The sequence below is a fragment of the Bradyrhizobium sp. CCBAU 11361 genome, assembly GCF_028128935.1.
Lineage (GTDB): Bacteria > Pseudomonadota > Alphaproteobacteria > Rhizobiales > Xanthobacteraceae > Bradyrhizobium > Bradyrhizobium niftali.
The window spans coordinates 30,565-51,548 of record NZ_LBJZ01000001.1 but is presented as its reverse complement, the minus strand read 5'-3'; the positions used below and the strand labels follow the sequence as shown (position 1 = coordinate 51,548).

At 60.5% G+C, this 20,984-nt stretch carries 16 protein-coding genes; 5 read left to right on the top strand and 11 right to left on the bottom strand.

The window, feature by feature from the left end:
• The first annotated feature begins 4 nt into the window (after positions 1 to 4).
• The 3 genes from ptsP to dhaK are packed head-to-tail and all read left to right on the top strand — an operon-like array spanning position 5 to position 3,054.
• Complete coding sequence (ptsP, locus tag XI08_RS00180; RefSeq protein WP_271572847.1) at positions 5 to 1,603, top strand: phosphoenolpyruvate--protein phosphotransferase; 1,599 nt, start codon at positions 5 to 7, stop codon at positions 1,601 to 1,603.
• Positions 1,600 to 2,025 (top strand): hypothetical protein, encoded by a 426-nt coding sequence (locus tag XI08_RS00175; RefSeq protein WP_027548764.1) that lies wholly within the window; start codon positions 1,600 to 1,602, stop codon positions 2,023 to 2,025. Before ptsP ends, XI08_RS00175 begins: the two co-directional genes overlap by 4 nt.
• Before the next feature lie 39 nt (positions 2,026 to 2,064).
• On the top strand, positions 2,065 to 3,054 hold the full coding sequence (gene dhaK, locus XI08_RS00170) for a dihydroxyacetone kinase subunit DhaK (RefSeq protein WP_271572846.1): 990 nt from the start codon (positions 2,065 to 2,067) through the stop codon (positions 3,052 to 3,054).
• Positions 3,055 to 3,672: 618 nt separating this feature from the next.
• Here dhaK and XI08_RS00165 read toward each other — a convergent pair.
• Together XI08_RS00165 and XI08_RS00160 are read right to left on the bottom strand one after the other, a co-directional pair.
• Complete coding sequence (locus XI08_RS00165; protein WP_245284425.1) at positions 3,673 to 4,671, bottom strand: hypothetical protein; 999 nt, start codon at positions 4,669 to 4,671, stop codon at positions 3,673 to 3,675.
• Between the two features lie 210 nt (positions 4,672 to 4,881).
• Complete coding sequence (locus XI08_RS00160) at positions 4,882 to 5,760, bottom strand: hypothetical protein (protein ID WP_027548761.1); 879 nt, start codon at positions 5,758 to 5,760, stop codon at positions 4,882 to 4,884.
• 135 nt (positions 5,761 to 5,895) lie between these two features.
• Here XI08_RS00160 and XI08_RS00155 point away from each other — a divergent pair, with 135 nt between their 5' ends.
• Positions 5,896 to 6,591: a hypothetical protein gene (locus XI08_RS00155; RefSeq protein ID WP_271572845.1), complete on the top strand. Its 696-nt coding sequence runs from the start codon at positions 5,896 to 5,898 to the stop codon at positions 6,589 to 6,591.
• 88 nt (positions 6,592 to 6,679) lie between these two features.
• On the opposite strand, the gene XI08_RS00150 is transcribed toward XI08_RS00155, so the two are convergent.
• The 9 genes from XI08_RS00150 to XI08_RS00110 form a co-directional block, all read right to left on the bottom strand.
• Positions 6,680 to 8,266 (bottom strand): class I SAM-dependent methyltransferase, encoded by a 1,587-nt coding sequence (locus XI08_RS00150; RefSeq protein ID WP_271572844.1) that lies wholly within the window; start codon positions 8,264 to 8,266, stop codon positions 6,680 to 6,682.
• Between the two features lie 5 nt (positions 8,267 to 8,271).
• Positions 8,272 to 10,911 (bottom strand): type VI secretion system ATPase TssH, encoded by a 2,640-nt coding sequence (gene tssH, locus XI08_RS00145; RefSeq protein ID WP_271572843.1) that lies wholly within the window; start codon positions 10,909 to 10,911, stop codon positions 8,272 to 8,274.
• A gap of 97 nt (positions 10,912 to 11,008) precedes the next feature.
• Positions 11,009 to 12,073: a type VI secretion system baseplate subunit TssG gene (gene tssG / locus XI08_RS00140; RefSeq protein ID WP_271572842.1), complete on the bottom strand. Its 1,065-nt coding sequence runs from the start codon at positions 12,071 to 12,073 to the stop codon at positions 11,009 to 11,011.
• Complete coding sequence (tssF, locus tag XI08_RS00135; RefSeq protein WP_271572841.1) at positions 12,037 to 14,004, bottom strand: type VI secretion system baseplate subunit TssF; 1,968 nt, start codon at positions 14,002 to 14,004, stop codon at positions 12,037 to 12,039. Before tssF ends, tssG begins: the two co-directional genes overlap by 37 nt.
• Position 14,005: 1 nt before the next feature.
• On the bottom strand, positions 14,006 to 14,554 hold the full coding sequence (gene tssE / locus XI08_RS00130; RefSeq protein ID WP_135172897.1) for a type VI secretion system baseplate subunit TssE: 549 nt from the start codon (positions 14,552 to 14,554) through the stop codon (positions 14,006 to 14,008).
• Positions 14,555 to 14,728: 174 nt separating this feature from the next.
• Complete coding sequence (locus tag XI08_RS00125) at positions 14,729 to 15,214, bottom strand: Hcp family type VI secretion system effector (RefSeq protein WP_011086373.1); 486 nt, start codon at positions 15,212 to 15,214, stop codon at positions 14,729 to 14,731.
• A gap of 50 nt (positions 15,215 to 15,264) precedes the next feature.
• Entirely contained in the window at positions 15,265 to 16,767 is a 1,503-nt protein-coding gene (gene tssC / locus XI08_RS00120) for a type VI secretion system contractile sheath large subunit (protein WP_027548754.1), read from the bottom strand.
• Between the two features lie 16 nt (positions 16,768 to 16,783).
• Positions 16,784 to 17,311, bottom strand: a complete 528-nt coding sequence (tssB, locus tag XI08_RS00115) for a type VI secretion system contractile sheath small subunit (protein ID WP_027548753.1) — start codon at positions 17,309 to 17,311, stop codon at positions 16,784 to 16,786.
• 139 nt (positions 17,312 to 17,450) lie between these two features.
• Positions 17,451 to 18,764, bottom strand: coding sequence for a type VI secretion system protein TssA (locus XI08_RS00110; RefSeq protein ID WP_271573068.1), 1,314 nt, complete (start codon positions 18,762 to 18,764; stop codon positions 17,451 to 17,453).
• 346 nt (positions 18,765 to 19,110) lie between these two features.
• Here XI08_RS00110 and XI08_RS00105 point away from each other — a divergent pair, with 346 nt between their 5' ends.
• The gene (locus XI08_RS00105) at positions 19,111 to 20,979 is read left to right on the top strand and encodes a type VI secretion system Vgr family protein (RefSeq protein ID WP_027548751.1); all 1,869 of its coding nucleotides are present in this window, start codon (positions 19,111 to 19,113) and stop codon (positions 20,977 to 20,979) included.
• Positions 20,980 to 20,984 lie beyond the last annotated feature (5 nt).

Sequence of the window (20,984 nt, the reverse complement as noted above, 5' to 3'; positions counted from 1 at the left end):
AGCAGTGGCAGAGATCCAACTTATCGGCCGTGCCGCATCGCCGGGCCTCGCGTTCGGGCCGGTCGCCGTGCTGACTGCGGCCGTGGCCGGGCGAATGGCGAGCGAGGATCCGGAGCAGGAGGCTGCAGCGCTGCGGTCGGCGATTGAGGGGGCGAGGGCGGAACTCGCCGAGCAGATCAAGACGATTCAGAGTGAGGCGGCAGACATTCTGGAGTTCCAGGCCGCCATGTTGGAAGACGATGCACTAACAGACACGGCATATGAACTTATCGCGATCGGGATCACTGCCGACCATGCCTGGCGCCGGGCACTCGACCTAGAGATCGCCGGCTATCGCGCGGCTGAAGATGAATATTTCCGTGCCCGCGCCGTTGATATCGTTGACATCCGCGATCGCGTGCTTGCGCATCTGGGCGGTGTGGAGGCTGTCGCCGGAATCGCGGGCGGTTCGATTGTTGCGGCCGAAGATATCACGCCTTCGACCTTTCTTGCGACTGACTGGTCGCAGGGCGGCGCGATCGCGCTGGCCAGTGGCTCACCTTCCTCGCATGTCGCGATGTTGGCGCGCGCGCGGGGGGCGCCGATGGTCGTTGGATTAGGTCCGTTGGCGTGGCACGGACAGCCGCCGGTCTTGGCGCTGGTAGACGGCGACGCCGGAAGGGTCATCTTCGATCCGGAGCCGGAGACCATCCGTCTCTTTGAGCTGCGTATGGCGGCTGCGAAGGCCGAGCTGGCTGTCGCCGAGGCGACCAGCCTTGCGCCTGCCTTCGTCGCCAATGGTCGGCGGATAACGGTTCTGCTCAATGTCGCCGGGCCTGAAGACCTTGCAAACCTTGATCCCGCAATTTGCGACGGCATCGGCCTTGTACGCACGGAATTCCTGTTCGAGGCGGCTCACGGCCTGCCGGACGAGGAAACGCAATACAGGGTCTATCGAGACATTCTCGTCTGGGCTCAAGATAAGCCGGTGACGATCCGGACCTTGGATGCAGGCGGAGACAAGCAGGTTCCCGGTTTGACGGTCGAAGGTGAGAGCAATCCGTTTCTCGGCCTCCGCGGTATCCGCCTCTCGCTCGCGCGGCCGGAGGTGTTTCGCATGCAGCTCCGCGCGCTCTGCCGTGCGGCTGTCCATGGCACCCTGAAAGTGATGTTGCCCATGGTTGCGGTCCCGTCGGAATTGGACCGCGCGAACGAAATACTTGACGCGGAGTTCACAGCCCTCCAAGCGAAAGGAGTTGCCTGCGCTCGCCCGCCGCTCGGCATTATGGTCGAGGTTCCAGCGGCGGCGCTCTGTGCAGCGGATTTTGGCGCTGCATTCTATTCCATCGGTTCGAACGATCTAACCCAGTACACGATGGCGGCGGCGCGCGACATCGGCGCAGTCGCTGACCTTAATGACACCAGCAATCCAGCCGTGCTGGCACTGATAGCCGCGACCGTCGAGGCCGGGCTAAAGCGTGGAGTCGAGGTTTCGCTCTGTGGCGACGCCGCGGCCAACACCCACCTGACGGCGGCGCTGCTCGCGACCGGATTGACAACTCTCTCGGTGTCGCCGATTGCCGTCGCACGGCTCAAGGCCGCAATCGCAAAGGTGAGTTCATGAAGGACGATGTCGGCAAGGACACGCCCGGTGACAAGAATGTCGCAGAATACAAGATAATCCTGCGAAAGGTACTCGACAATCGGCCCTCGGGGACGCGCCTGAAGCTTGCGGCGGCGCTGGGCAAGAATCGCTCTTTCGTGAGTCAAATCACGAATCCGGCTTATCTGGTGCCGATCCCGGCGAAGCATGTCACGGTCATCTTCGACGTCTGCCATCCGTCCAGCGCCGAGCGTGCGGCATTTCTCGATGCGTATGGCCGCGCGCACCCCGGAAGACTGCGCGCACCCCACCGCGAAGCGCGCACGCGTGTCATTACGGTGACCGTTCCTGAACTTGGCGACGACAAGAAGAATCGTGCGCTCGAGCAGCTCATCGTGGATTTCGCCGCGCAGCTCGCGCGCTTTGCAGAAAGCGTCGGTTAGCCATTGAATTGAACTTTGGACCGGACTGGGAGAACGCTCATGAAAAAGCTGATCAACAGCGCAGATACGGTGCTCGAAGAAAGCCTTGACGGTCTAGCCGCAGCGCACGCGGATCTGCTTGTGCTTGGCCCCGAGCGCAAATTTGTGCGTCGTCGGACTCTGAAGCCAGGCAAGGTCGCGCTGATTTCGGGAGGCGGTTCGGGGCATGAGCCGCTGCACGCGGGCTTTGTCGGCCTCGGCATGCTTGACGCGGCTTGCCCCGGCCAGGTCTTCACCTCGCCGACACCTGACCAGATGATCGAGGCCGCGGAGGCCGTTGATACCGGCGCAGGCGTGCTGTTCATCGTCAAGAACTACGAAGGCGACGTGATGAATTTCACCATGGCAGCCGAGATGGCCGGCCGAGAAGTCGCAAGCGTGGTGACGAACGACGACGTGGCGGTCGAAAAGTCGACCTACACGACCGGTCGTCGCGGTGTCGCTGGAACGTTGATCGTGGAAAAAATGATCGGCGCCGCGGCCGAGACGGGTATGCCCCTTGCCGCGCTCAAGACGCTCGGTGACGACGTCAATCGGCGTACGCGATCGATGGGGGTCGCACTGCTGCCATGTACCGTGCCAGCGGCCGGACGGCCAAATTTTGCTTTGGCCGACGATGAGATGGAGATGGGCGTCGGCATTCACGGTGAACCTGGCCGTCGCAGGGTGCCGTTGGCTTCCGCGGATGCGATCGCCGCTGAGCTGGTCGAGGCAGTTCTGAAGGATCTTGGGCCCAGCAGAGGCAGCGAAGTGCTGCTTCTCGTCAATGGGTTCGGCGCGACGCCTTTGATCGAGCTCTATCTGATGGTCAATGCCGCCAAGCGGATCTTGGATCGCGCAGGAATAGCGGCAACGCGTTTCCTGACCGGTCCCTACGTCACATCGCTAGACATGGCCGGCGTCTCGATCACCGTATCTGTACTCGATAACGACGCCGCAAAATTGTGGGATGCCCCGGTGCATACCGCGGCTCTGCGGTGGGGAGCCTGATATCGGCTTCGTGACGAAGTGGTTTTGCTGCAGGCGAAGACCCGTCGCTTTCACACCGCCGGGGTCCGCAAGATCGCGCAGCGGGCTTCGGCGGCGTCCACGCCGACTTCGACGCGAACAGCACGGCAGCCACTCCAAATTAGTGCGATTTCCTTGACGCCCATTTGCCGAATTCGCTCAATCTTGAAGACGCTCAATCTTGAAGACACTGAATACGAGGGTTCGATTCCCTTCACCCGTTCCAGAACAATTTCAACGGCTTAGCGCGGATTTTCCGATGTCATTCTGACAAACAGGCTGAACACCGTTCCAATTGTTGCCGGTGTTGTCAGTCCCTGGGCTCGACGTTGTCGTCGCGATGCCCGCGAGCAGTTCACTGCACCAACCTCTACCGCTCTTTCGCTTCCATTCTTGCGCAATCACTGCCGATCGTCGTCGGCCGAGGTGACGGCACGCGATTCCAGCGCTGCAACGACGGATTGAGGCCGCGCCACGCAAAAGCTAATCGCTGGGAACTACCCTCAGGGCCTACCTGTCAGGTCGCAACCGTCAGAGAATGTCGGTCGGCGTGTTGGTGCATCATTAAGTAGAATCCCGACCACTCCTTTGCAGCGGATTCTAGTCCAGGTGCCTTGCGCGCAGATCTTGAAGGTCCTTTTTCAATGCCACCAGATCCAGCCCGCGAGGAAAAGTGAGGCGTCCAGAGCGGATCACGAGCCGGACATACGGATACCGTTCTTCGGCAAGCATCGGAGAACTGATCTTGTACTTGTGCCAATCTTCGACGATGTGCGCCTGTTGTTCGACGTTGTATGAGTCCCAGCTATCCCCGGGCGTGTAGTCGTAGCCGGCACCGACCGTCTGCGCCCAGAAGGAGCGCGCCATCGTCCAGTTTGAATCGTTGAACGCCTGCCACACGTGGGTCATTTCGTGCACGAAGAGGTCGCAAATGCGACCGAAGTTGTCGCACAAGAGGCCGAAGGTGGGGCTAGGCGATGCCAGGTTACTGAACGCGACATTGCCAAGATTGATGGCATACCGCATGCTCGGCACCATGGGATTGCTTCCTCTAAAGAACGGTCCATCGTTCGTCCACGGTCTTCCGCCTGCTCCCAGGCCATTGGTAATCGCGATTGTCTCCCACGGCGGCAACGTCGGGCCGAAGACGTTGCGCGCGAAATCCCGTTCGCTGACGTCCAGCACGCGCGCGAAGTCGGGTCGGCTTCCTTCACAGTCCGGCGGGGTCGGAGCCGCTGGGGTGGGCGCAACCGGTGGAGTGGGCGCAATCGGCGGGGGAGGCGGCGTACCTGGCGGCAGATAGATGAATCCCCCTCGCCATCCACCTTTCCCGCCGGTCGTACCGGAAGAGAACGCAAAATTCTGGCGGTCGGGCGACATCGCGCGGCAGCCTACATACTCGGCCAGGTACCAGTTCACCTGCCGTGTCGCTTGTTGGAAATCGCGCTGTTTGACGAGCTTGATGCCCGGAAAATTGAACTCGATGAGGTCCCAGGGGTCGATGCCGATCCGCTTGGCGAGGGATATCCAGGTCTCGCCTGCCGTCACCGCATGCCGGATTCCTGCTGGCGGTACATAGCTTTCGACGACAGGCTTCAAGGGCCTTTCCTGGTTCGGCAATGTGAGACCTCCCCTGCTGGTTCCTGCGGAACTGCGCGTTCTCGCCACCAATATCCTGGTCGCCGCTATCTCGAGGCGGTTCGATAGTTCCATTCATTCGGGCCACGAACTGGCAGTGGCAAATCGAGGAGCCTCATTCGTAGCTTGGAGGCGTAGACACGGAGCAATGTCGAACGAGCAATGTCCGCTTTAGCGCCGGCCTTTTGACTTCGAACCAAGCAGATCATGCGTTCCGCTGATGCTCACCGTTCCCGAGCACTCGAAGCCGCCGAAAATTCCGCAGGAGCCGGTGACCGTAACGCGCAAGTCTTTGCGTTGGTACATGTCGACCGAAATGCCCAGGCGCGAAAAGTCGTTCGCGCTGTTCGGCAGGATCAGATCGATGTGCTCTGCGGCCCATTGCGGTATATGCTTGTTGCTCTTCCAGAACAGTTCATTGCCGGCGTGATGCACGAAGTTCGGCCCGACCGTAAGCGCACCGTCCACACCCTCGAACACGAAGCCCGTTTCGTCGATGTGCACGTTCACCCGATCAGGCGCTACGGCGAAATGCAGCGAGGTGATGTCCTGGGGCTGCGGGTCCTTGCCGAATTGCGAGCTGTAGGCGTCGCTCCATTGTCCGCGGTCGCGCCCGAGCCCGAAGCCGTGGCGGCCCGGGAGATCCCGCGTTGAGAGCGGCCTGTCCGACAGCTTTGGGCGCCAGATCTCCCGAAACCCCTTGCCGATCGTTGCCGCCATCGACAGATCGAGGGCCCAATGCGACGCTTTCTCCGGGCTTTGCCCTTCGGCGAAGGCGTCGAATCCGTCGGTCGTCTTGGCAATGCGCAGCTTCTTGATCAGCTCTTCCCAGTCCTTGGGCAGGAAGGTGACGCCGTCGAGCGTGGTCGTCGCGGCAGCAACACCATACTTCTCGAGTTGGTGTCGGATGTAGGGCTTCTCGTCATAAAGGCGCACATCCGGGTTGGGGCCGGCAAAGTAATTCTTCAAATCGATCTGCGGCCGAAGCATGGTCAGTCGCGCCGCGATCTTCCGGTAAGTGTCGGTCGTCGTCGGATCAGTCGTCGTCATGGAACGCCCTCCGAGCCAATCCTCCCCTCAGATTGGTCTCACCCGAACGGGCTCGGGTTCAATGCCGGCTCGTTCGATCACGCTGCCGCCCGGCCCAGGTCATTCGAATTCCTGTCGCGCCAGCGCAGTGACTGTTTGAACCTGCCGATCGGAAACTGCGACCACCATCCGTGGGGTAGTGTGAACAACGAGGACGATCAAATGTCACTGCGGAGCAGGGTGTTAGACGTACTCAATGGCCCGGCGGTCGCACGCATGCGGTTCCGGTTTCCGATCCGCGGCAGCCATGTGACGATTGCGCCGCAAACGTTCCATCACGTCGCCCGCGCTATCCGGTTGGGGCAGGTCACCGTCAGACCTCCGACGGATCTCGCGGCAGGCGTTGCTGCGCAATACAACGATGTCGCGAGGACCAGGGCGGACGGCACAGCGGTTGCGGCGAACACGCTGGAGGTCGTGTCGGCGACGGGGCGGCTGGACGAGGCCTATATCGTCCACGAAAGCCTGCATGCGGCATATGATTTGTTGCGTACCGGCCTTGATGCCAATGCGGAAGAGGCGTCTGCGTACGTCTGCACGGCGCTCTATTGCCGCATGACAGGCCTGCCCCGCCCTCGCTGGGCCAACGGACCGATCTACGCCAATGCCGCAGAGGTCGCCCGAACGCTCCTGTCCCAGTATCAGAAGGGCGATCCCGGGATTCCCTGGGTCGGCGAGCATGAATGGAGGATGCTGCGCGCAGGTGTTGGCTTTGATCCGGTCTATACGAGCGGACCAGGCGGTATTCTCACGGGATGGCTCCTCGGCCAGCAATATACCCACGACGGCTAGAGTGCCGGGGCCGCATCCGTTTCAGGAAATGGCAGGAGCTTCCAACTCCTGCCGTTCATCGCCAACGGAGCCGACGCACTTGAGCGCGTCATGCGACCAGCAGGCCCAGCTTGCCGACCATCGCAAGCGAGCGTTGAACGCTTTCTCGCGTTGACAGCAACAACGGATCGGCGGGCTTCCCGGCACTATCCTTCTGGTCTACCTGGATGGTCGGGCCGAATCTTTCGGTCATTTCGGCCGTGATCTGATCGATAGTCCGCGCACCGTCGAGCAATTGCAGGAAATCCCTGGTCCGATCGTCCTCCAACTGTACCGTCTGGTGGAGGAGGTTGGTGACGAGCGGACCTGTTTGCGCTTGTCTTCGTGCGAGCAGGCTCGCCTGCGGATGGTCGGAAGCTTCCTTCAACAGAAATGGGCGCGAGAGCAGGAACGAAACCTCGCCGCTGCAAGCCAGGATGAACATTGCCTCCGTCAGCACCTTTTCGGCATCATCCGCGTGGCGGCCGCCCAGCAGCGCGCGGGCGCCATCGAGCAGCTCGCCAAATGATAATGCGCGCGGCCAGGCCCGGCCGAGACATAGATACGCAGCCTTCAAGAGCGGATTGGTTGCCGTGACCCTGCTGCCGTCCTGGTTCTCGAACTCCATCGCGGAATCGTCGGTCACGCAGGCGCCGGGGTCAACCGGGTTGGTCGTGCTCAGCAAATGGAACCTGGTGACGAAATCTAGGTCGATCTGGCGGGATAGCGAAATGCTGTCGTGGCAGAGCAAGGTGCGCCGAAAGCCGTTGCCGTCGATGAAGTCCTGATATTGATCGCGCGCCATGAACTCGCTTTCCGGGAAGCGCTGCAGCGTTGCGCGAACCTCCTCGGAATAGCCGGCAAGATAGCGTCGTGAGAAATCAGCGTCGCCCAGATATTGCAGGCCATGGCGGTTTGCGTCTTCGGCGACCTCATGCAGGAGAAATGCCTCGGCACCATCATCGAGATCGTCGTGAAATAAAAGTTCGTCGGGGGACTTGAGGACGCGGTTGTACTGGTCGCGCATAACTGCGCCGTGCACCGAGTTGGCCTTCGAGCCCTCGCTCAGGAACTTCAAGATCGCGCGGGCCTGTCCGACCTTCTCCTTCATGTCGGTGAGACGGCGGGTGTGATACCGCATCATGTCGCGGACCATGTCGCGAAGATGCGAGAACGGGTGCGCGTTGTAGCTCACATAGCAGACCCCGCGCGGAGCCAGGTTCTGCTTGAAGATCATCATCATCTTCTCGCGCACCGCCGGCGGCACCCAGGAATACACGCCGTGCGCTATGATGTAGTCGAACTGCCCGAAGCTCGCGTCGACGTTCATGATGTCGCAATGGAGGAGCTTGATATTGCTCAGGCCCAATGTGGCGATATTTCGCTGGCCGCGCTCGATCGTCACGCCGCTCAGGTCGACACCGACGAATTCGCTGTTTGGATATTGAAAGGCCATCGGCAACAGGTTGCCGCCAACGCCGCAGCCAAGCTCGAGCACCCGGCAACGCTCGACCGGAGCCGCCTGCATGCCGTAGACGGCAGCAATGGTAGCGAGATGGTTCGGATGAGTGAGCCCGTAGACGTGGCCAGGGTAGTAGACCTCGTCGTAAGGCGTTGGACCGGTGCTCGGGTGGCGATGCTCGGTTTGAATGTTCATCGTCCTCAATTCCACGAATATGCGAACTTGTCGTTCTCGATCGAGACCCGCGCTTGCTTGACTTCCTCCTTGGCAAGCGTCTTGCTGAGGAATTCGCGCGACAGCTCCGGGAGCAGGGTGTTGGTGATGATGTTGTCAATCATTCGCCCGCCGGAGTCCGGGTCGTTGCAACGTGACACAATGTGCTCCACGACGGCGTCATCGTAGCTGAAGGCCGCGTTATGGTTGTCACGGAGGCGTCGTCCGATCCGGTCGAGCTGCAACCGAGCGATCCCGGCGAGCATTTCGTCGGATAGCGGGAAGTACGGTATCGAGACGATGCGTCCGAGCAGCGCTGCAGGAAACACCTTCAGCAATTCCGGCCTCAGCATCTTGGCGAGCTCTTCCGGCTCGCTGCGATACCTTGGATCTCGCGAGAGGCCCATGATCAGATCGGTGCCGACGTTGGTGGTCAGGATGATCAACGTGTTCTTGAAGTCGATCCGCCGCCCGTTGCCGTCCTCCATGGTTCCCTTGTCGAACACCTGAAAGAAGATCTCGTGGACGTCGGGATGAGCTTTCTCCACCTCGTCGAGCAGAATGACGCTATAGGGCTTGCGCCGAACAGCCTCGGTGAGGCGTCCACCTTCTCCATAGCCCACATAGCCGGGAGGCGCTCCCTTCAAGGTCGAGACGGTGTGCGCCTCCTGGAACTCCGACATGTTAATCGTGATCATGTTCTGCTCGCCACCGTAAAGAGTCTCGGCAAGCGCCAGGGCGGTTTCGGTCTTGCCCACTCCGGACGGACCAGCCAGCATGAACACGCCGATCGGTTTCGACGGGTTGTCAAGCTTGGCGCGGCTGGTCTCAATTCGCTTGGCGATCATCGTCAGCCCATGGGACTGTCCAACGACGCGGCGGTTGAGGATCTCCGGTAGCTTCAGCACGGTTTCGATCTCGTCGCGCATCATCCGGCCGACCGGGATGCCAGTCCAATCAGAGACAACGGACGCCACCGACTGCTGGTCCACATGGGCATAGACCATCCGCTTTTCCGGATTGATGCTCTCAAGTGTGTCGAACTTGGCGCGCAGCTCCGCGCGGCTGACGGCCGGATCTTCGCCTTCCTTGGGCTCTGACAGGATCTCCCGAATGCTCCGGATGTCCTTGACGAGCTCCTGCTCTGTGGCCCAATCGGATTCGAGGTTTGTCAGCTTGTCCTTCAGTGCCGCGATGTCGTTGTCGATCGCCGTGATGCGGTCGCTCTCCTCAATCCCAAGATCGCCGTCGCTGACGAGCGCTGATCTCTCAGCTTCATGAGCGGCAATCGCAACGCGTGCATCCTCGATCAGGGCCGGCGTCGCGCTCTGGCTGATGGCCACGCGTGCCGAGGCGGTGTCAAGCAGGCTGACCGCCTTGTCCGGCAACTGCCGTGAAGGAATGTAGCGGTGGGACAGGTTGACCGCTGCGACGATCGCTGCATCCGAGATACGAACGCCGTGGTGCTTTTCCATCGGACCGAGAAGTCCGCGCAGCATGATACAGCAGGTCTCCACGTCCGGTTCATCGATCTGGATCGGCTGGAAGCGTCGTGTCAGCGCGGGATCTTTCTCGATATACTGGCGATATTCTGCCCACGTGGTGGCGGCGATCGTGCGCAGCGTGCCACGGGCGAGGGGTGGTTTCAGGAGATTGGCCGCATCACCGGTGCCGGCCGCGCCGCCGGCGCCGATCAGTGTGTGGGCTTCATCGATGAACAGGATGATGGGGGTGGGTGAGCTCTGGACCTCGTCGATCACCGACCGCAGGCGCTGCTCAAACTCACCCTTCATGGAGGCACCGGCCTGCATCAGGCCGATGTCGAGCGCACAAAGCCTTACACCGCGGAGCGGTGGCGGCACGTCGCCGGCGGCGATACGCTGCGCGAAGCCCTCAACAACTGCGGTCTTGCCGACGCCAGCTTCGCCGGTGAGGATTGGATTGTTCTGCCGCCGACGCATCAACACGTCGATCAGTTGGCGGATTTCTTCGTCCCGGCCAAGGATCGGATCCATCTCGCCCGATTTGGCCTTGGCGGTGAGATCCTGGGAGAACCGGTCGAGTGGCGTCGTCCCCTTGGGACCCGCGTGGTCCGCGCCTTCAGTGCCGGCGCCGACCAGGCCCGCACCGTCCATCGGCCGCATGGTCTCCTCGTCGGAGCCGGCCCAGACGGCGCGGCGCTCCGCAGCCAATGCGTCGACGTTGACCTTGGCGAATTCCTGCGAGAGGTTGTTCAGCGTGCGACGAATATCGTTCGATTTCAGGCCCGCCACGAGCAGATGACCGGTGCGGATCTGGGTCTCGCCGAAGAAGAGCGTGGCATAATGCCAGCCCCGATCGAGCAGATCGATGACCGAATTGGCGACGCCCGGCATGTCGGTTTCGTTCTTACGAAAGCCGTTGATCACGCCGGCAAGGTCCGACAACAAGCGCGCCCGGTCGAGCTTGTAGTGATCGACCGAGAGGCTGAGATCGTTGCGCTCCTGCTGCAGGATATGAAACAGCCAGTGCGCAAGCTCAACATTGCGATTGCCGGCGCTCTTTGCATGGCGCAGGGCCTGTATGAAGGCATCATAGCCGGCCCGGTTCAGCTTGCCCGTTACAGCTTCAATGCTGATGTCGGTCACGGCGGCTCCTCCTGCTCAATTCCTCCGCGGATGCTTGCCATCATGCGGAAATCGCTTCAAATTCCATAGCATTAGGCGATCAGCGCGATGGATAGGTTCAAATCGCCGCGGCATTGGCTGCGGCGCTCCGGCGGGCTCCCAATCGCTCACCGAGCTGAAAGCGGGCATCGCGGCGATATTCTTCCGTTGAAGTCCAGTTCGGCGAGACCCAGGTGGTCCATCCAAGTCGTCCACTCTGTCCCAGCCTGACCGGTACGACCTCTCCCGCAGGAATGGCGAGCTCCACCTCCCATTCCAATTCGTCGCCAACATAGAAGAAAACAGCGTCGGCCAATGGTTCCGACAGGTTGGGCGTTTCCGTCGGCAGGAACTGCTCGTACTGGGCAAAAGTTTTGACAAACACTCGAACTCTGATCTTGTCCTCGACACTGAACACACGCGAGCCGAGAAGGGCGTCCTGGCCGAGCCTCGCATGCGTTCCGCCGAGCCGGCTGCAGTGACTTGGGTCGAATGAGAGCCAGGTGCCGACGAATTCGTCGATCTCGACCTTGACGTCGAACAGTCCTTGCAGGAACCGCGTCAACCGTGATGCACACTTCGCCCTGGGCGCGACCAGTCCAGCGAAGCTGAGCTTCGCCATGTCCGGAACCGCATCGCGATCGGCGAAAACATCGGAGCCCAAGCCGGCGAATGAGCCGACATAGGCAATGAAGCGATCGTCCGCCGGGCGGTCATGCTGCGCGATCGGGCGCGCGTCGGCCCAGGCACGAAAGAAGAGTTGCAGGAAGCGTCCGTTAAGGAGGTCGAGAAAGCGGGGGAAAGCGTCATCCCGCATCAGCCACCAGCTGAGGCTTTCATCGGTGGTGGCAAGGGGCAGGGCGCCCTGCGGGCCCAGGAGGCCGAGAAATTTGACGAGTATCCTGAGCCGGCCACCCTGGTCGTCCACCGCCGCGAGGTTCGAGGCGGGGAACTCCAGATAAGGCACCTGGCCGAGGTCGACATATTCGTCGCGACGCGCGGCACTGTCGCCGATCCGCGGTCGATCCGGGTTGGCGCGCTCGAACTGGCGTAACGTATGGAAGAAATCGAAGCGCCAGGGCTCGGCCTTCATCTGGTCGATCAGCGTCATAGCGGCCTCCGCGTGCCCATGCGCGGTGGCCACCGCATGATCTCGCCGCGCTCCGGCGTCGAGATGACCGTCTGAGTGAAGGTGTTGAAGCCCGAATAGTCGGCGAAGAAGCGCTCCAGCACTGCCCCGAGCAAAAACACGCCGCTGCCCTCAAATGCCTTCTCGTCGAGCGTAACGGTAATCTCCAGGCCCCGTGCTGCGCCGCTACCCGTGCGCTCGCGCACGCGCCGCACGACAGGTCGGCTTTCTATGCTGCGCACGCCGCGGATCTTGCGCTCCGTAGCGTCGTCGAACTGATCGGCGAACAAGGATAGCATCTCGCGCAGCGCTCCGGCGTTCTTGCCGCCACCGCGCTCGACGAGGCCAAGATAGTTGAGGCTGAGCATATTGATCAGCCGCCAGCTGACAATCCCAATGTTGGCGATTTCGCTGCGGCTGCGCAGTTGGGCGATCACCGGCTCGCGTGGTGGCGTGGGACCTGCGACGCACATCAGATCGAGGGAGGTATCGTCAAGCAGACGAAAGTCCGCGCCGCCTTGGCCGACCGGTAGGTGCTCGGTGAGATGGCGATTGGAGCAGAGAGCCCGGACGCTCAGTTCGGCGACGGAGCCTTGGCCGCTCAATTCACCAGGCTCGAGCAGTGAGAGGAACATGTCCGTTCCGGTGTAGTCGGAGGAAGAACCGTATGTCTTCTCTTCCACTGTGCGGCGCCGAGGTAAGCGGCGGACGGTAAAATAAAGCCCGTCGACCGATCCGCTGGTCCGGTCGACGGCGGCCGAATATAGCGGGCGCACGGGCCGTTTATCCTTCTCTGCCGGCAGGTGCGCGTAGACCTCGAGCACCTGATGCGGTTCGTATTCCAGATAGCGGCTGCGATCTGGCACCACATGGTACTCGTAAGTATTCGACTTGACGGGAATGCGATCGCTCGTTTTCTCGAACAGATTGATCGCCGGTGCAGTATAGAGCCTGAAGGTCTCGGGGCGCACCGAGGCGGCCAGCCGCGAATTGTGTTCATCGAAAGCGAAGACAATATCGATCGATTTGCTGCGCAGTCGCGACATCACGCTGCGTAGTCCCGTCAAGTTTATGCCGAGGAACTTGCGTGGAAACATGAAATATTCTCGCAGCAGCTCCGAGCCGCGAAAGATCCGATTGTCGTTAGGAAACAGAGACTCGGTTTCGTCGAAGCCAATTTGCTGCACGCAATCATGGGGCGCACGAGTCACCACCGGATCGCCGAAGTCGTCGAGATGCCGGAAGTAGACTCCCGTGCAGTTCGAGATCAATTGCTCGTAGAGCGCGATGGCGTCGGATTCCGCGCCTGAGAGATAGATCGGAAGTTCGCTCACGCGGCAGCCTGCGAACCAGGTTTCCGGCTTGGCTCGGGCCTCTGCATCCGGTAGTTCCTCGTCGAGCCGGGCTGCGGTGCGATGGGTCAGCGACAGCTTCAGCCCCGCGATGACGTCGCCACCGACCGGGATCCCGAGCGCCTGCAGAGTGCCCGCTGTCGAGAAATACTCTGCGCTGGTGACGTCGAACGGCCAGAGCACGATGTCGCGGCAAAGTCGAAATCGGCAGGAAAGACTTCGTTCTCTCTCGCGGTAGGTCGCGTCGAAATAGGCGCCGCGTACAATCTTCTTGCCGTCGCGCAGCGCCGGGTCGGCGTAGGGTGGCCGTGCCGTGACGAGCATCGCCGACGGTGTGGGCGCAAGATAGTTCGGTACCAGCTGCTCAAGCAGGTTTGCAGTGAATTCCGGGAATTCGTGCTTGAGCTTGAGCTGAACGCGGGCGGCAAGAAACGCGGCGCCTTCCAACAGTCCGGTGATCATCGGGTCCGAGCGGTCCCGGATGAGGCCGCCGAGGCGCTCTGCGATGCCAGGATATTCTTCGGCGAAATCTCCCGCCTGCTCGTAGAGCAATGACAGTTCACGATTGTAGAAATCGAGGAATTCGCGATTCATGCTAAAGTCGATTGATTTGGATGTCGCCGCTGTCGAGGTCGACGTCGGCGACAAATTCCACGGGGACGTTGAGCGGCTCAGCCTTGAGGTCGGCGTGAACGATGAAGCGCAGCTTCAGCTGCTCAGGACCGACCGAGCCGTCGCGACGGACCCGGATCGTCTTGCGATCGAGTCTTGGCTCGTACGTCGTCAGAGTCTCGCGCAGGGCGTCGGTGAGTTCGTCGTCCGTGACCTCGTCGATCGAACGGTGGGCGATATCGGGGAAGCCGTAGTTCAGGATCGAGGTTCGAACGCTATCCCGCCCGCTCAGATCCAAGGTCGATTCCAGAGCAATGGTATTGAGGAGCGTTTCAAGGTCATGGGAGACCTCCCGCCGCAACAACGTTTCCGAGATCGGAAAGCGGCCTGCGCTGCGCCGCCCGGCAATGATCCGCTCACCGAACTCATCGCGCAGATTGAGCTTCTTGCGCGCATCGCGTGCTTCATGAGCCGAGCGAAAGGCCAGCATCAATGGAGGAGAAAGCCGGTCCCTCTTTGGAGCAATAGTCATTTACGGTCCCCAAGATGGCCGCCCGACTCGCTATTCTATTCCGCGGCGCATCAGCTTGTCTCCAAGATGATGTCGCCTCGACAGGCGGTCGGGCCCACAAAGACGTACGACCGCAATTGCGTCGCCTGGCGCCGGTTCGCGCTTATCGCAACCGGCGCCAGGTAGGGCCGACAATCAGGCCCATTCCTTGTTGGCGGGAACGTCCCAGCCAAACACCGGTGCAGCTCCAGCGCCGCCTTTTTCCGTCTGGGTCTTGTAGGTCATCTTGACCTTCGCAAAGTTCAGACTCACGTTTTCGGTGAGGCGATCTTCACCGTGTGATCCGCCCGTCGATACGCTGGTGACTAGGATGTGCTTCATCTCGATCTTGAGATACTCCAGCGGATTTTCACCCGCTTTGCGGACCGTGAGGATCGCCGTATCAATGTGCTTGCCGTTCGCGCAGACCTTGAAAAGCTCCGGCGTGGCCTTGTCGACGAAGTGTGTAAAGTGGAGATCCTGGACGCTGACCTTGCCGGCGCCGCCGCCCGAACCGCTGTGGAAAGTGCCTGACTGGCTCTCGCCGAAAGACCAGCTCAAAATATCGATTTCGTCCTTGTGCTTGTCGTCCAGCGACTCGCCCTTGATCGGATCGAGCTTCAAGAAGATGTCGACAGCCATAGCGTAGTCCTCTCAAATTTCTGCATGTTTACGGTTGCGATGTCGCGGCGTCAGGAACCGGGGCCGGGCAGGCGTGAAACCAGACTGAGGCCGACGTCCATCGCCTCCAATTGAAAGTGTGGACGAAGAAAGAAGCGCGCGTTGTAATATCCCGGGTTCTCCTCGTTTGCGATGACTTCAACCTTCGCAGCGGCCAGCGGCTTGCGCGCTTTCTGAGCTTCTGACGAGAGGGCTGGGTTGGCATCAACGTATTCGTTGATCCAGGTTTGCAGCCAGATCGTCAGCTCATCCTTCTCCTTCATGGATCCGATCTTGTCGCGAACCATGCACTTCAGATAGTGGGCAAAGCGGGACACTGCGAACATGTAAGGTAGTCGTGACGACAAGTTGTCGGACGCGGTGGCATCCACGCCCTTTTCGCCGAAGTACTTCTTCGGCTTGTAGAGTGACTGGGCGCCGATGAAGGCGGCCTTGTCGGTGTTCTTGCGATGGATCAGCGGGATGAGGCCCGCCTTTGCAAGTTCGTGCTCGCGGCGATCACTGATGGCGATCTCGGTGGGGCATTTCAGGTCGACGCCGCCGTCATCGGTCGGGAATGTGTGCGTCGGCAGGTTGATGACTTCGCCACCGGACTGCACGCCGCGGATGCGCGTGCACCAGCCAAATTCCTTGAAGGCGCGGTTGATGTTGACCGCCATTGCGTAGGCGGCGTTGATCCAGCCGTATTTGTCGCCGGTGTGTCCGTCCGTCTCCTCTTCGAAGGCGAACTCTTCCACGGGCTCCGATTTCGCGCCGTAGGGGAGGCGGCCGAGCGCACGGGGCATGCACAGGCCGAGATAGCGCGAGTCGTCCTGATCGCGCAGCCCCTTCCATGCGGCATATTCCGGCGTGTCGAACACCTTGCCGATGTCGCGAGGGTTGGACAGCTCGGTCCAAGAGTCCATTCCCATCAGCGTCGGCTCGGCGCCGCTGAAGAAGGGAGCGTGCGCGGCGCCGGCGATCTTGCTGAGATCGCGGAGCAACTGTACGTCGGTTGGGAGGTGGCTGAAATAGTAGTCGCCGATCAGGCAGCCGAACGGCTCGCCGCCCAGCTGGCCGAATTCATACTCGTAGATCTGCTTGAACAGGGGACTCTGGTCCCAGCGCGCATCGGGGTAAAGCCGCAGATTCCGATACAACTCGGTCTTGGAGACGTTCATCACCCGGATCTTGAGGTTGGCGTCGGTCTCGGAATTGAAGACGAGGTAGTGGAGGCCGCGCCAAGCACTTTCGATTGCCTGGAACTCAGGTGTGTGAAGAATTTCGTTCATTTGCGCGGTCAGCTTCTGGTCGATCCGCGCGATCATCTCCTCGATGGTGTCGAGGACGTCCGACTTGATGACGCTCGTGTCCTTCAACGCCTCTTGAACGAGCGTGGATACCGCGTTTTCGACTTCGGTCGCTGCACGTTCAGTGCGCGGTTTGAAGCTTTGCTTCAGCAGAGTGGCAAACTCGTCAGCTTCGACGGTCTTGACCTGGGTGGTGCTCTCTTTGTGAACAGCTTCTTTTGCCATGGTCCCCATTCCTTCCTTAGCTCTCGGTGCCAGGTTCGGTCGACTGGCTTGTCGCGCGTTCCCGAAGCGCCGCCATCAGTTGAGGATCGGCGAGAAGTTTTTTGAGCTGGTCCTCGGCGGCCACCTTGCCATCCATGTAGCGCAGCAGGTTGGCGAGTTGTTCGCGCGCCTCGAGCAGCTTGGCAGTAGCCGGCACCTGGCGGGCGACGGCCACCGGCGTGAAGTCTGCCATCTTGTTGAAGCGCAGGTTGACCGAGATCTTTTCGTCGGATCCATCGCTGAGGCGATTGGCGACACGCGCCGTCACGCCGGGCTGGATTGCCGCCATGCGGTTGTCGAAATTGTCCATGTCGAACTCGAGGAACTTGCGCTCCTCGACCTTCGTCTTCTCGACGCCAGGGTTATTGCCGGAGAGGTCGGAGAGGACGCCCATGACGAACGGCAGTTCGATCAGCCGCTCGGCGTCGTAAGGATCTTCGTATGTGATGTGCACGCGTGGTGCGCGGTTTCGCCGAATGAATTTTTGACCGCTGTCTGTAGCCATGGTTCCCTCACTACGAAATCGCATTAGACATCGAAAAAGACATCGAATTTGCGCGACGCAGAGTGGCTAGGGCGCTTCAAGTTGCTGCGGTCGGCAAACATCCTTGTGTCCAGTTAGTGCCCTCGAGCGAAAGCTGGGTTCAATGCGATCTGTCGATTGTTTTAAGGGCTCCCTCAGGAAGAACATCATTCAAAAGGCTGAGGAAATCTCGTTGTGCGAGGTCGCGCGCGCGATCGACCAAAAGGGGGATGGGGCTGGACGGCTCCGCGGTTCGGAAAAACGACGCCACCTTGGTCAGCAAGCCCAAGGCCTGTGCTCTATTTTCCACTGAAAACACAATATCTTGAGCGCTGTCATCGGTCGTCGATGAGAGCGAGGTTGCTAGCTCGGCCATCCGTTCGATCGGCAGGTCGAAGACCTTGTCGCGTCCGATGTTGATCGCGGCGCTCTCCACGTGGGACGGCACCAGCATCCGCATCACTTCAATGAATGATTTGCCGACCATCTCCTGCGCTTGACGCACCAACAACAGTGCCGGGTTGGATGGTTCCATTCGGGCGAAATAATCGGCTGCCGCTGCAAGCGCTGCAGATGCCTGTGCGGATGAAGCCACCACCCCGATCGTGTCTGACGGCACCTGTGTATCGACAGGACCGACATCTTCCGCAGTTTCGGCGATTGCCGTAGGATCCCGCAACGCAACAAGACCCGCAAGCCAGGCAGCCATCCCGTTAACCAAGCCCGAGAGCCTGTCGAGGCTGATCGGTTGCCCCGAGTTCAACTTCTCACGCCAGGTCGCCTTGATGCCCGCGATTTCAGCCGCGACCGCGGAGCACCGCGCGCTGGCTGTCTTGAGAGTGTCGAGATCCGTCTCGCTGACGATGCGCTCGATGGTCGCGAGATCGAGCCCGTCGGCGTCGGCGTCACCGGCGGGAATTTCGCCCTGGGCGATTTGGTAGGCACGATAGTTGAGGTTGCCGTGTCTGCGGTTCTCGATCAGGGGAAGGAACTGGAGCGGGTTGATCACGGTCGGAAACACGTCGATTGCTTCGACCGTGACAGCCCGAAGCGCGTAGTCGCCGTCCTCGCCTCTCGGATGCACCGCTTCCCACTGCTCGCGCAGCAGCAGGTTGGTCGCCTTCAGGCAGCAGAGAAAGCCGTCGAGATCGCGGTTGAGAATTGAAAACTTGGCCAGCAGCAGGTTTAGGCGCAGATCGCGGGTACGAGCAAGAAGGGGCTGTGCGGCGGCAAATTGGCCGGCAAAATCGACTGCCTTTGGATCGAAGCGTCCACGCTCCCCATTGGCATTGACGACCTCGAAGAACGACATTGGCAGTAGGGATTCCGCACCTGCGAAGAAATTCAGATACTGGACGTCTCCGATGGCGTCGAGATCCGGCCCGCAGGGATCGTCAGCGGCAACGGGGTGCGTCAGGGAGGCGACATCAAGCATACGACGATCGTCCATCTGCTCGGTCACGGCCCCGCTGCCGAGCCCGTGGCGACTGCCGGATCGCGGGGGATCCATGATCCGAGTCTATATCCATGGGTCAGATGCCTGCTGGTGTTGGTTCATTCCCGAAGATCATGCCATTTTCGCGTGAACCGGCAAGCTCTTGGAGCCGACTACTTGATGACCGGGGCGGTTCTTTGGACCGCTGTTGTGGAACGTCCGGACCAGCCCTGGGGCGGACCTGCCGGCACTGCCGGTGGCGGGTAGGATTTCTGTGGTTCTTGCATAACGTCTGATCAGCTCTTCGCAGCGGGTCATTCGATCGAAGGAGGGAGTTTAAGCCCACATGGGCCAGCTTACTCAGGATACCCGCCTCTGCGAACTCAAGACGCCTCTTGGCAAGGACGTTCTGGTTTTTGCCGGGTTCGAAGGCTCGGAAGGTCTCAGCGAACTGTTCGAGTATCGCATCGAGTGTCTCAGTGAGGATGCCGACCTCGACTTCGATCGTGCCATCGGTCAGCAGTGTACGCTGACCATAAAGCTGCATGAAAAGGAGCGCGAGTTCAGTGGCATTCTGACGGAGGCCCAATGGCTCGGGGTGAAGAACGACTATTTCAGCTACCGGATCGTGCTGAGGCCCTGGTTATGGCTGTTGTCGCGGACAACTGATTGCCGGATCTTTCAGGACAAGAAGGCGCCCGACATCATCAAGGAGGTATTCAACGAACGTGGCTTCACCGACTATGAATCCAAACTGACCGAAGAGGGTTCCTGTCCGAAGCTCGAATATTGCGTTCAGTACCGCGAGACCGACATGAATTTCGTGTGCCGGCTGATGGAGCAGCACGGCATCTCCTACTTCTTCAAGCATGAGGGCGGCAAACACACGCTGGTGTTGGCGGACTCCAAATCGTCGCACAGCCCGATCAAAGGTCTTGCTACGATTCCCTACATCCCGCTGACGGGTGCCGATCGTCGAGGCGAGCAGCACATCTATGAATGGGTGTCGGAGCGCCGATTTCGTACGGGCAAGATCGAACTCAACGACTACAACTACCAGAAGCCAAACGCTCAGTTGATCAGCGATGCCAAGGGCTCCGAGCATTACACTCGGTCGGAGATGGAGTATTACGACTATCCCGGGAAGTTCAAGGAAAAGTCCGACGGCGAGCGCTACGCGAAGATCCAGCTCCAGGCGGAGCAGGCGATGGACCGGCGGCGTCGCGGCAATGGTGACGCGGTCAACCTGTTCCCCGGTGGGCTGACGAAGCTCGAAAAGCACTCCAAGGACTCGCAGAACGTGGAATATCTCGTGGTGCGAGCCACGCACTCGTTCTCGATTGAATCTTACCGCACAGGCGGTCCCAGCGACGCCGGGCAACATGTCTATTTCGGCAGCTATGAGTTTCTGCCGAGCGATCGGCCGTTTCGAGCGCTGATGATGACGCCGAAGCCAAGGATCAACGGCGTCCAAACGGCCAAGGTGGTGACCAAAGACGATAATTCGAACGAGGAAATCGACGTTGAATCGCTGGGCGAAATCTATGTCCGCTTTTTCTGGGATCGGAAGAAGAAGCGGTCGTGCCGGTTGCGCGTGGCTCAGGTTTGGTCTGGCAAGCGCTGGGGCGGTCAGATCATCCCGCGCGTCGGACAGGAAGTGGTTGTCGAATTCCTAGAGGGGGATCCGGACCGGCCCCTGGTGATCGGCACCGTGTACAACGACGAATACAAGCTGCCCTATGATTTGCCGTCGAAGAAGACGGTTGCAGGATTGAAGTCCGACTCCACCAAAGGTGGTGGCGGCTTCAACGAGTGGAACTTCGAGGACAAGAAGGGATCCGAGAAGATCACGGTGCATGCTGAGAAGGACCACGACGTGACGGTCCGCGACACCGAGACACGGACCATCGGCGAAGCTGCATTCGGCGGTGACACCCGCAAAACCACGCTCAAGAAAGGCAATGATAAGCTCGATATCGAATTGGGCGGTCAGCACATCACGCTGGCCATGGACCAGTCTGTCAATGCGGGCATCAGCATCACGCTCACGGCCAATGCCAATATCACCCTACAGGTTGGTCCCAGCCAGATTATCCTGAGCCCGGCGGGCATCGTAATCAACGCGCCGACGATCGCCATGACAGCGCAGGCCGGCATGGCGCTTGCAGCCGGCGGTCCGCTGGTCGCGCACGGCACTCCAACTCTTGTCGGCTGACGGTC

Coding starts and splice junctions, on each gene's coding strand:
- XI08_RS00175 (WP_027548764.1), top strand. CDS start 1,600: ATGAAGGACGATGTCGGCAAGGACACGCCCGGTGACAAGAATGTCGCA.
- XI08_RS00160 (WP_027548761.1), bottom strand. CDS start 5,760: ATGACGACGACTGATCCGACGACGACCGACACTTACCGGAAGATCGCG.
- dhaK (WP_271572846.1), top strand. CDS start 2,065: ATGAAAAAGCTGATCAACAGCGCAGATACGGTGCTCGAAGAAAGCCTT.
- tssF (WP_271572841.1), bottom strand. CDS start 14,004: ATGAATCGCGAATTCCTCGATTTCTACAATCGTGAACTGTCATTGCTC.
- XI08_RS00105 (WP_027548751.1), top strand. CDS start 19,111: ATGGGCCAGCTTACTCAGGATACCCGCCTCTGCGAACTCAAGACGCCT.
- XI08_RS00125 (WP_011086373.1), bottom strand. CDS start 15,214: ATGGCTGTCGACATCTTCTTGAAGCTCGATCCGATCAAGGGCGAGTCG.
- XI08_RS00150 (WP_271572844.1), bottom strand. CDS start 8,266: ATGAACATTCAAACCGAGCATCGCCACCCGAGCACCGGTCCAACGCCT.
- tssC (WP_027548754.1), bottom strand. CDS start 16,767: ATGGCAAAAGAAGCTGTTCACAAAGAGAGCACCACCCAGGTCAAGACC.
- tssE (WP_135172897.1), bottom strand. CDS start 14,554: ATGACTATTGCTCCAAAGAGGGACCGGCTTTCTCCTCCATTGATGCTG.
- XI08_RS00110 (WP_271573068.1), bottom strand. CDS start 18,764: ATGCTTGATGTCGCCTCCCTGACGCACCCCGTTGCCGCTGACGATCCC.
- tssB (WP_027548753.1), bottom strand. CDS start 17,311: ATGGCTACAGACAGCGGTCAAAAATTCATTCGGCGAAACCGCGCACCA.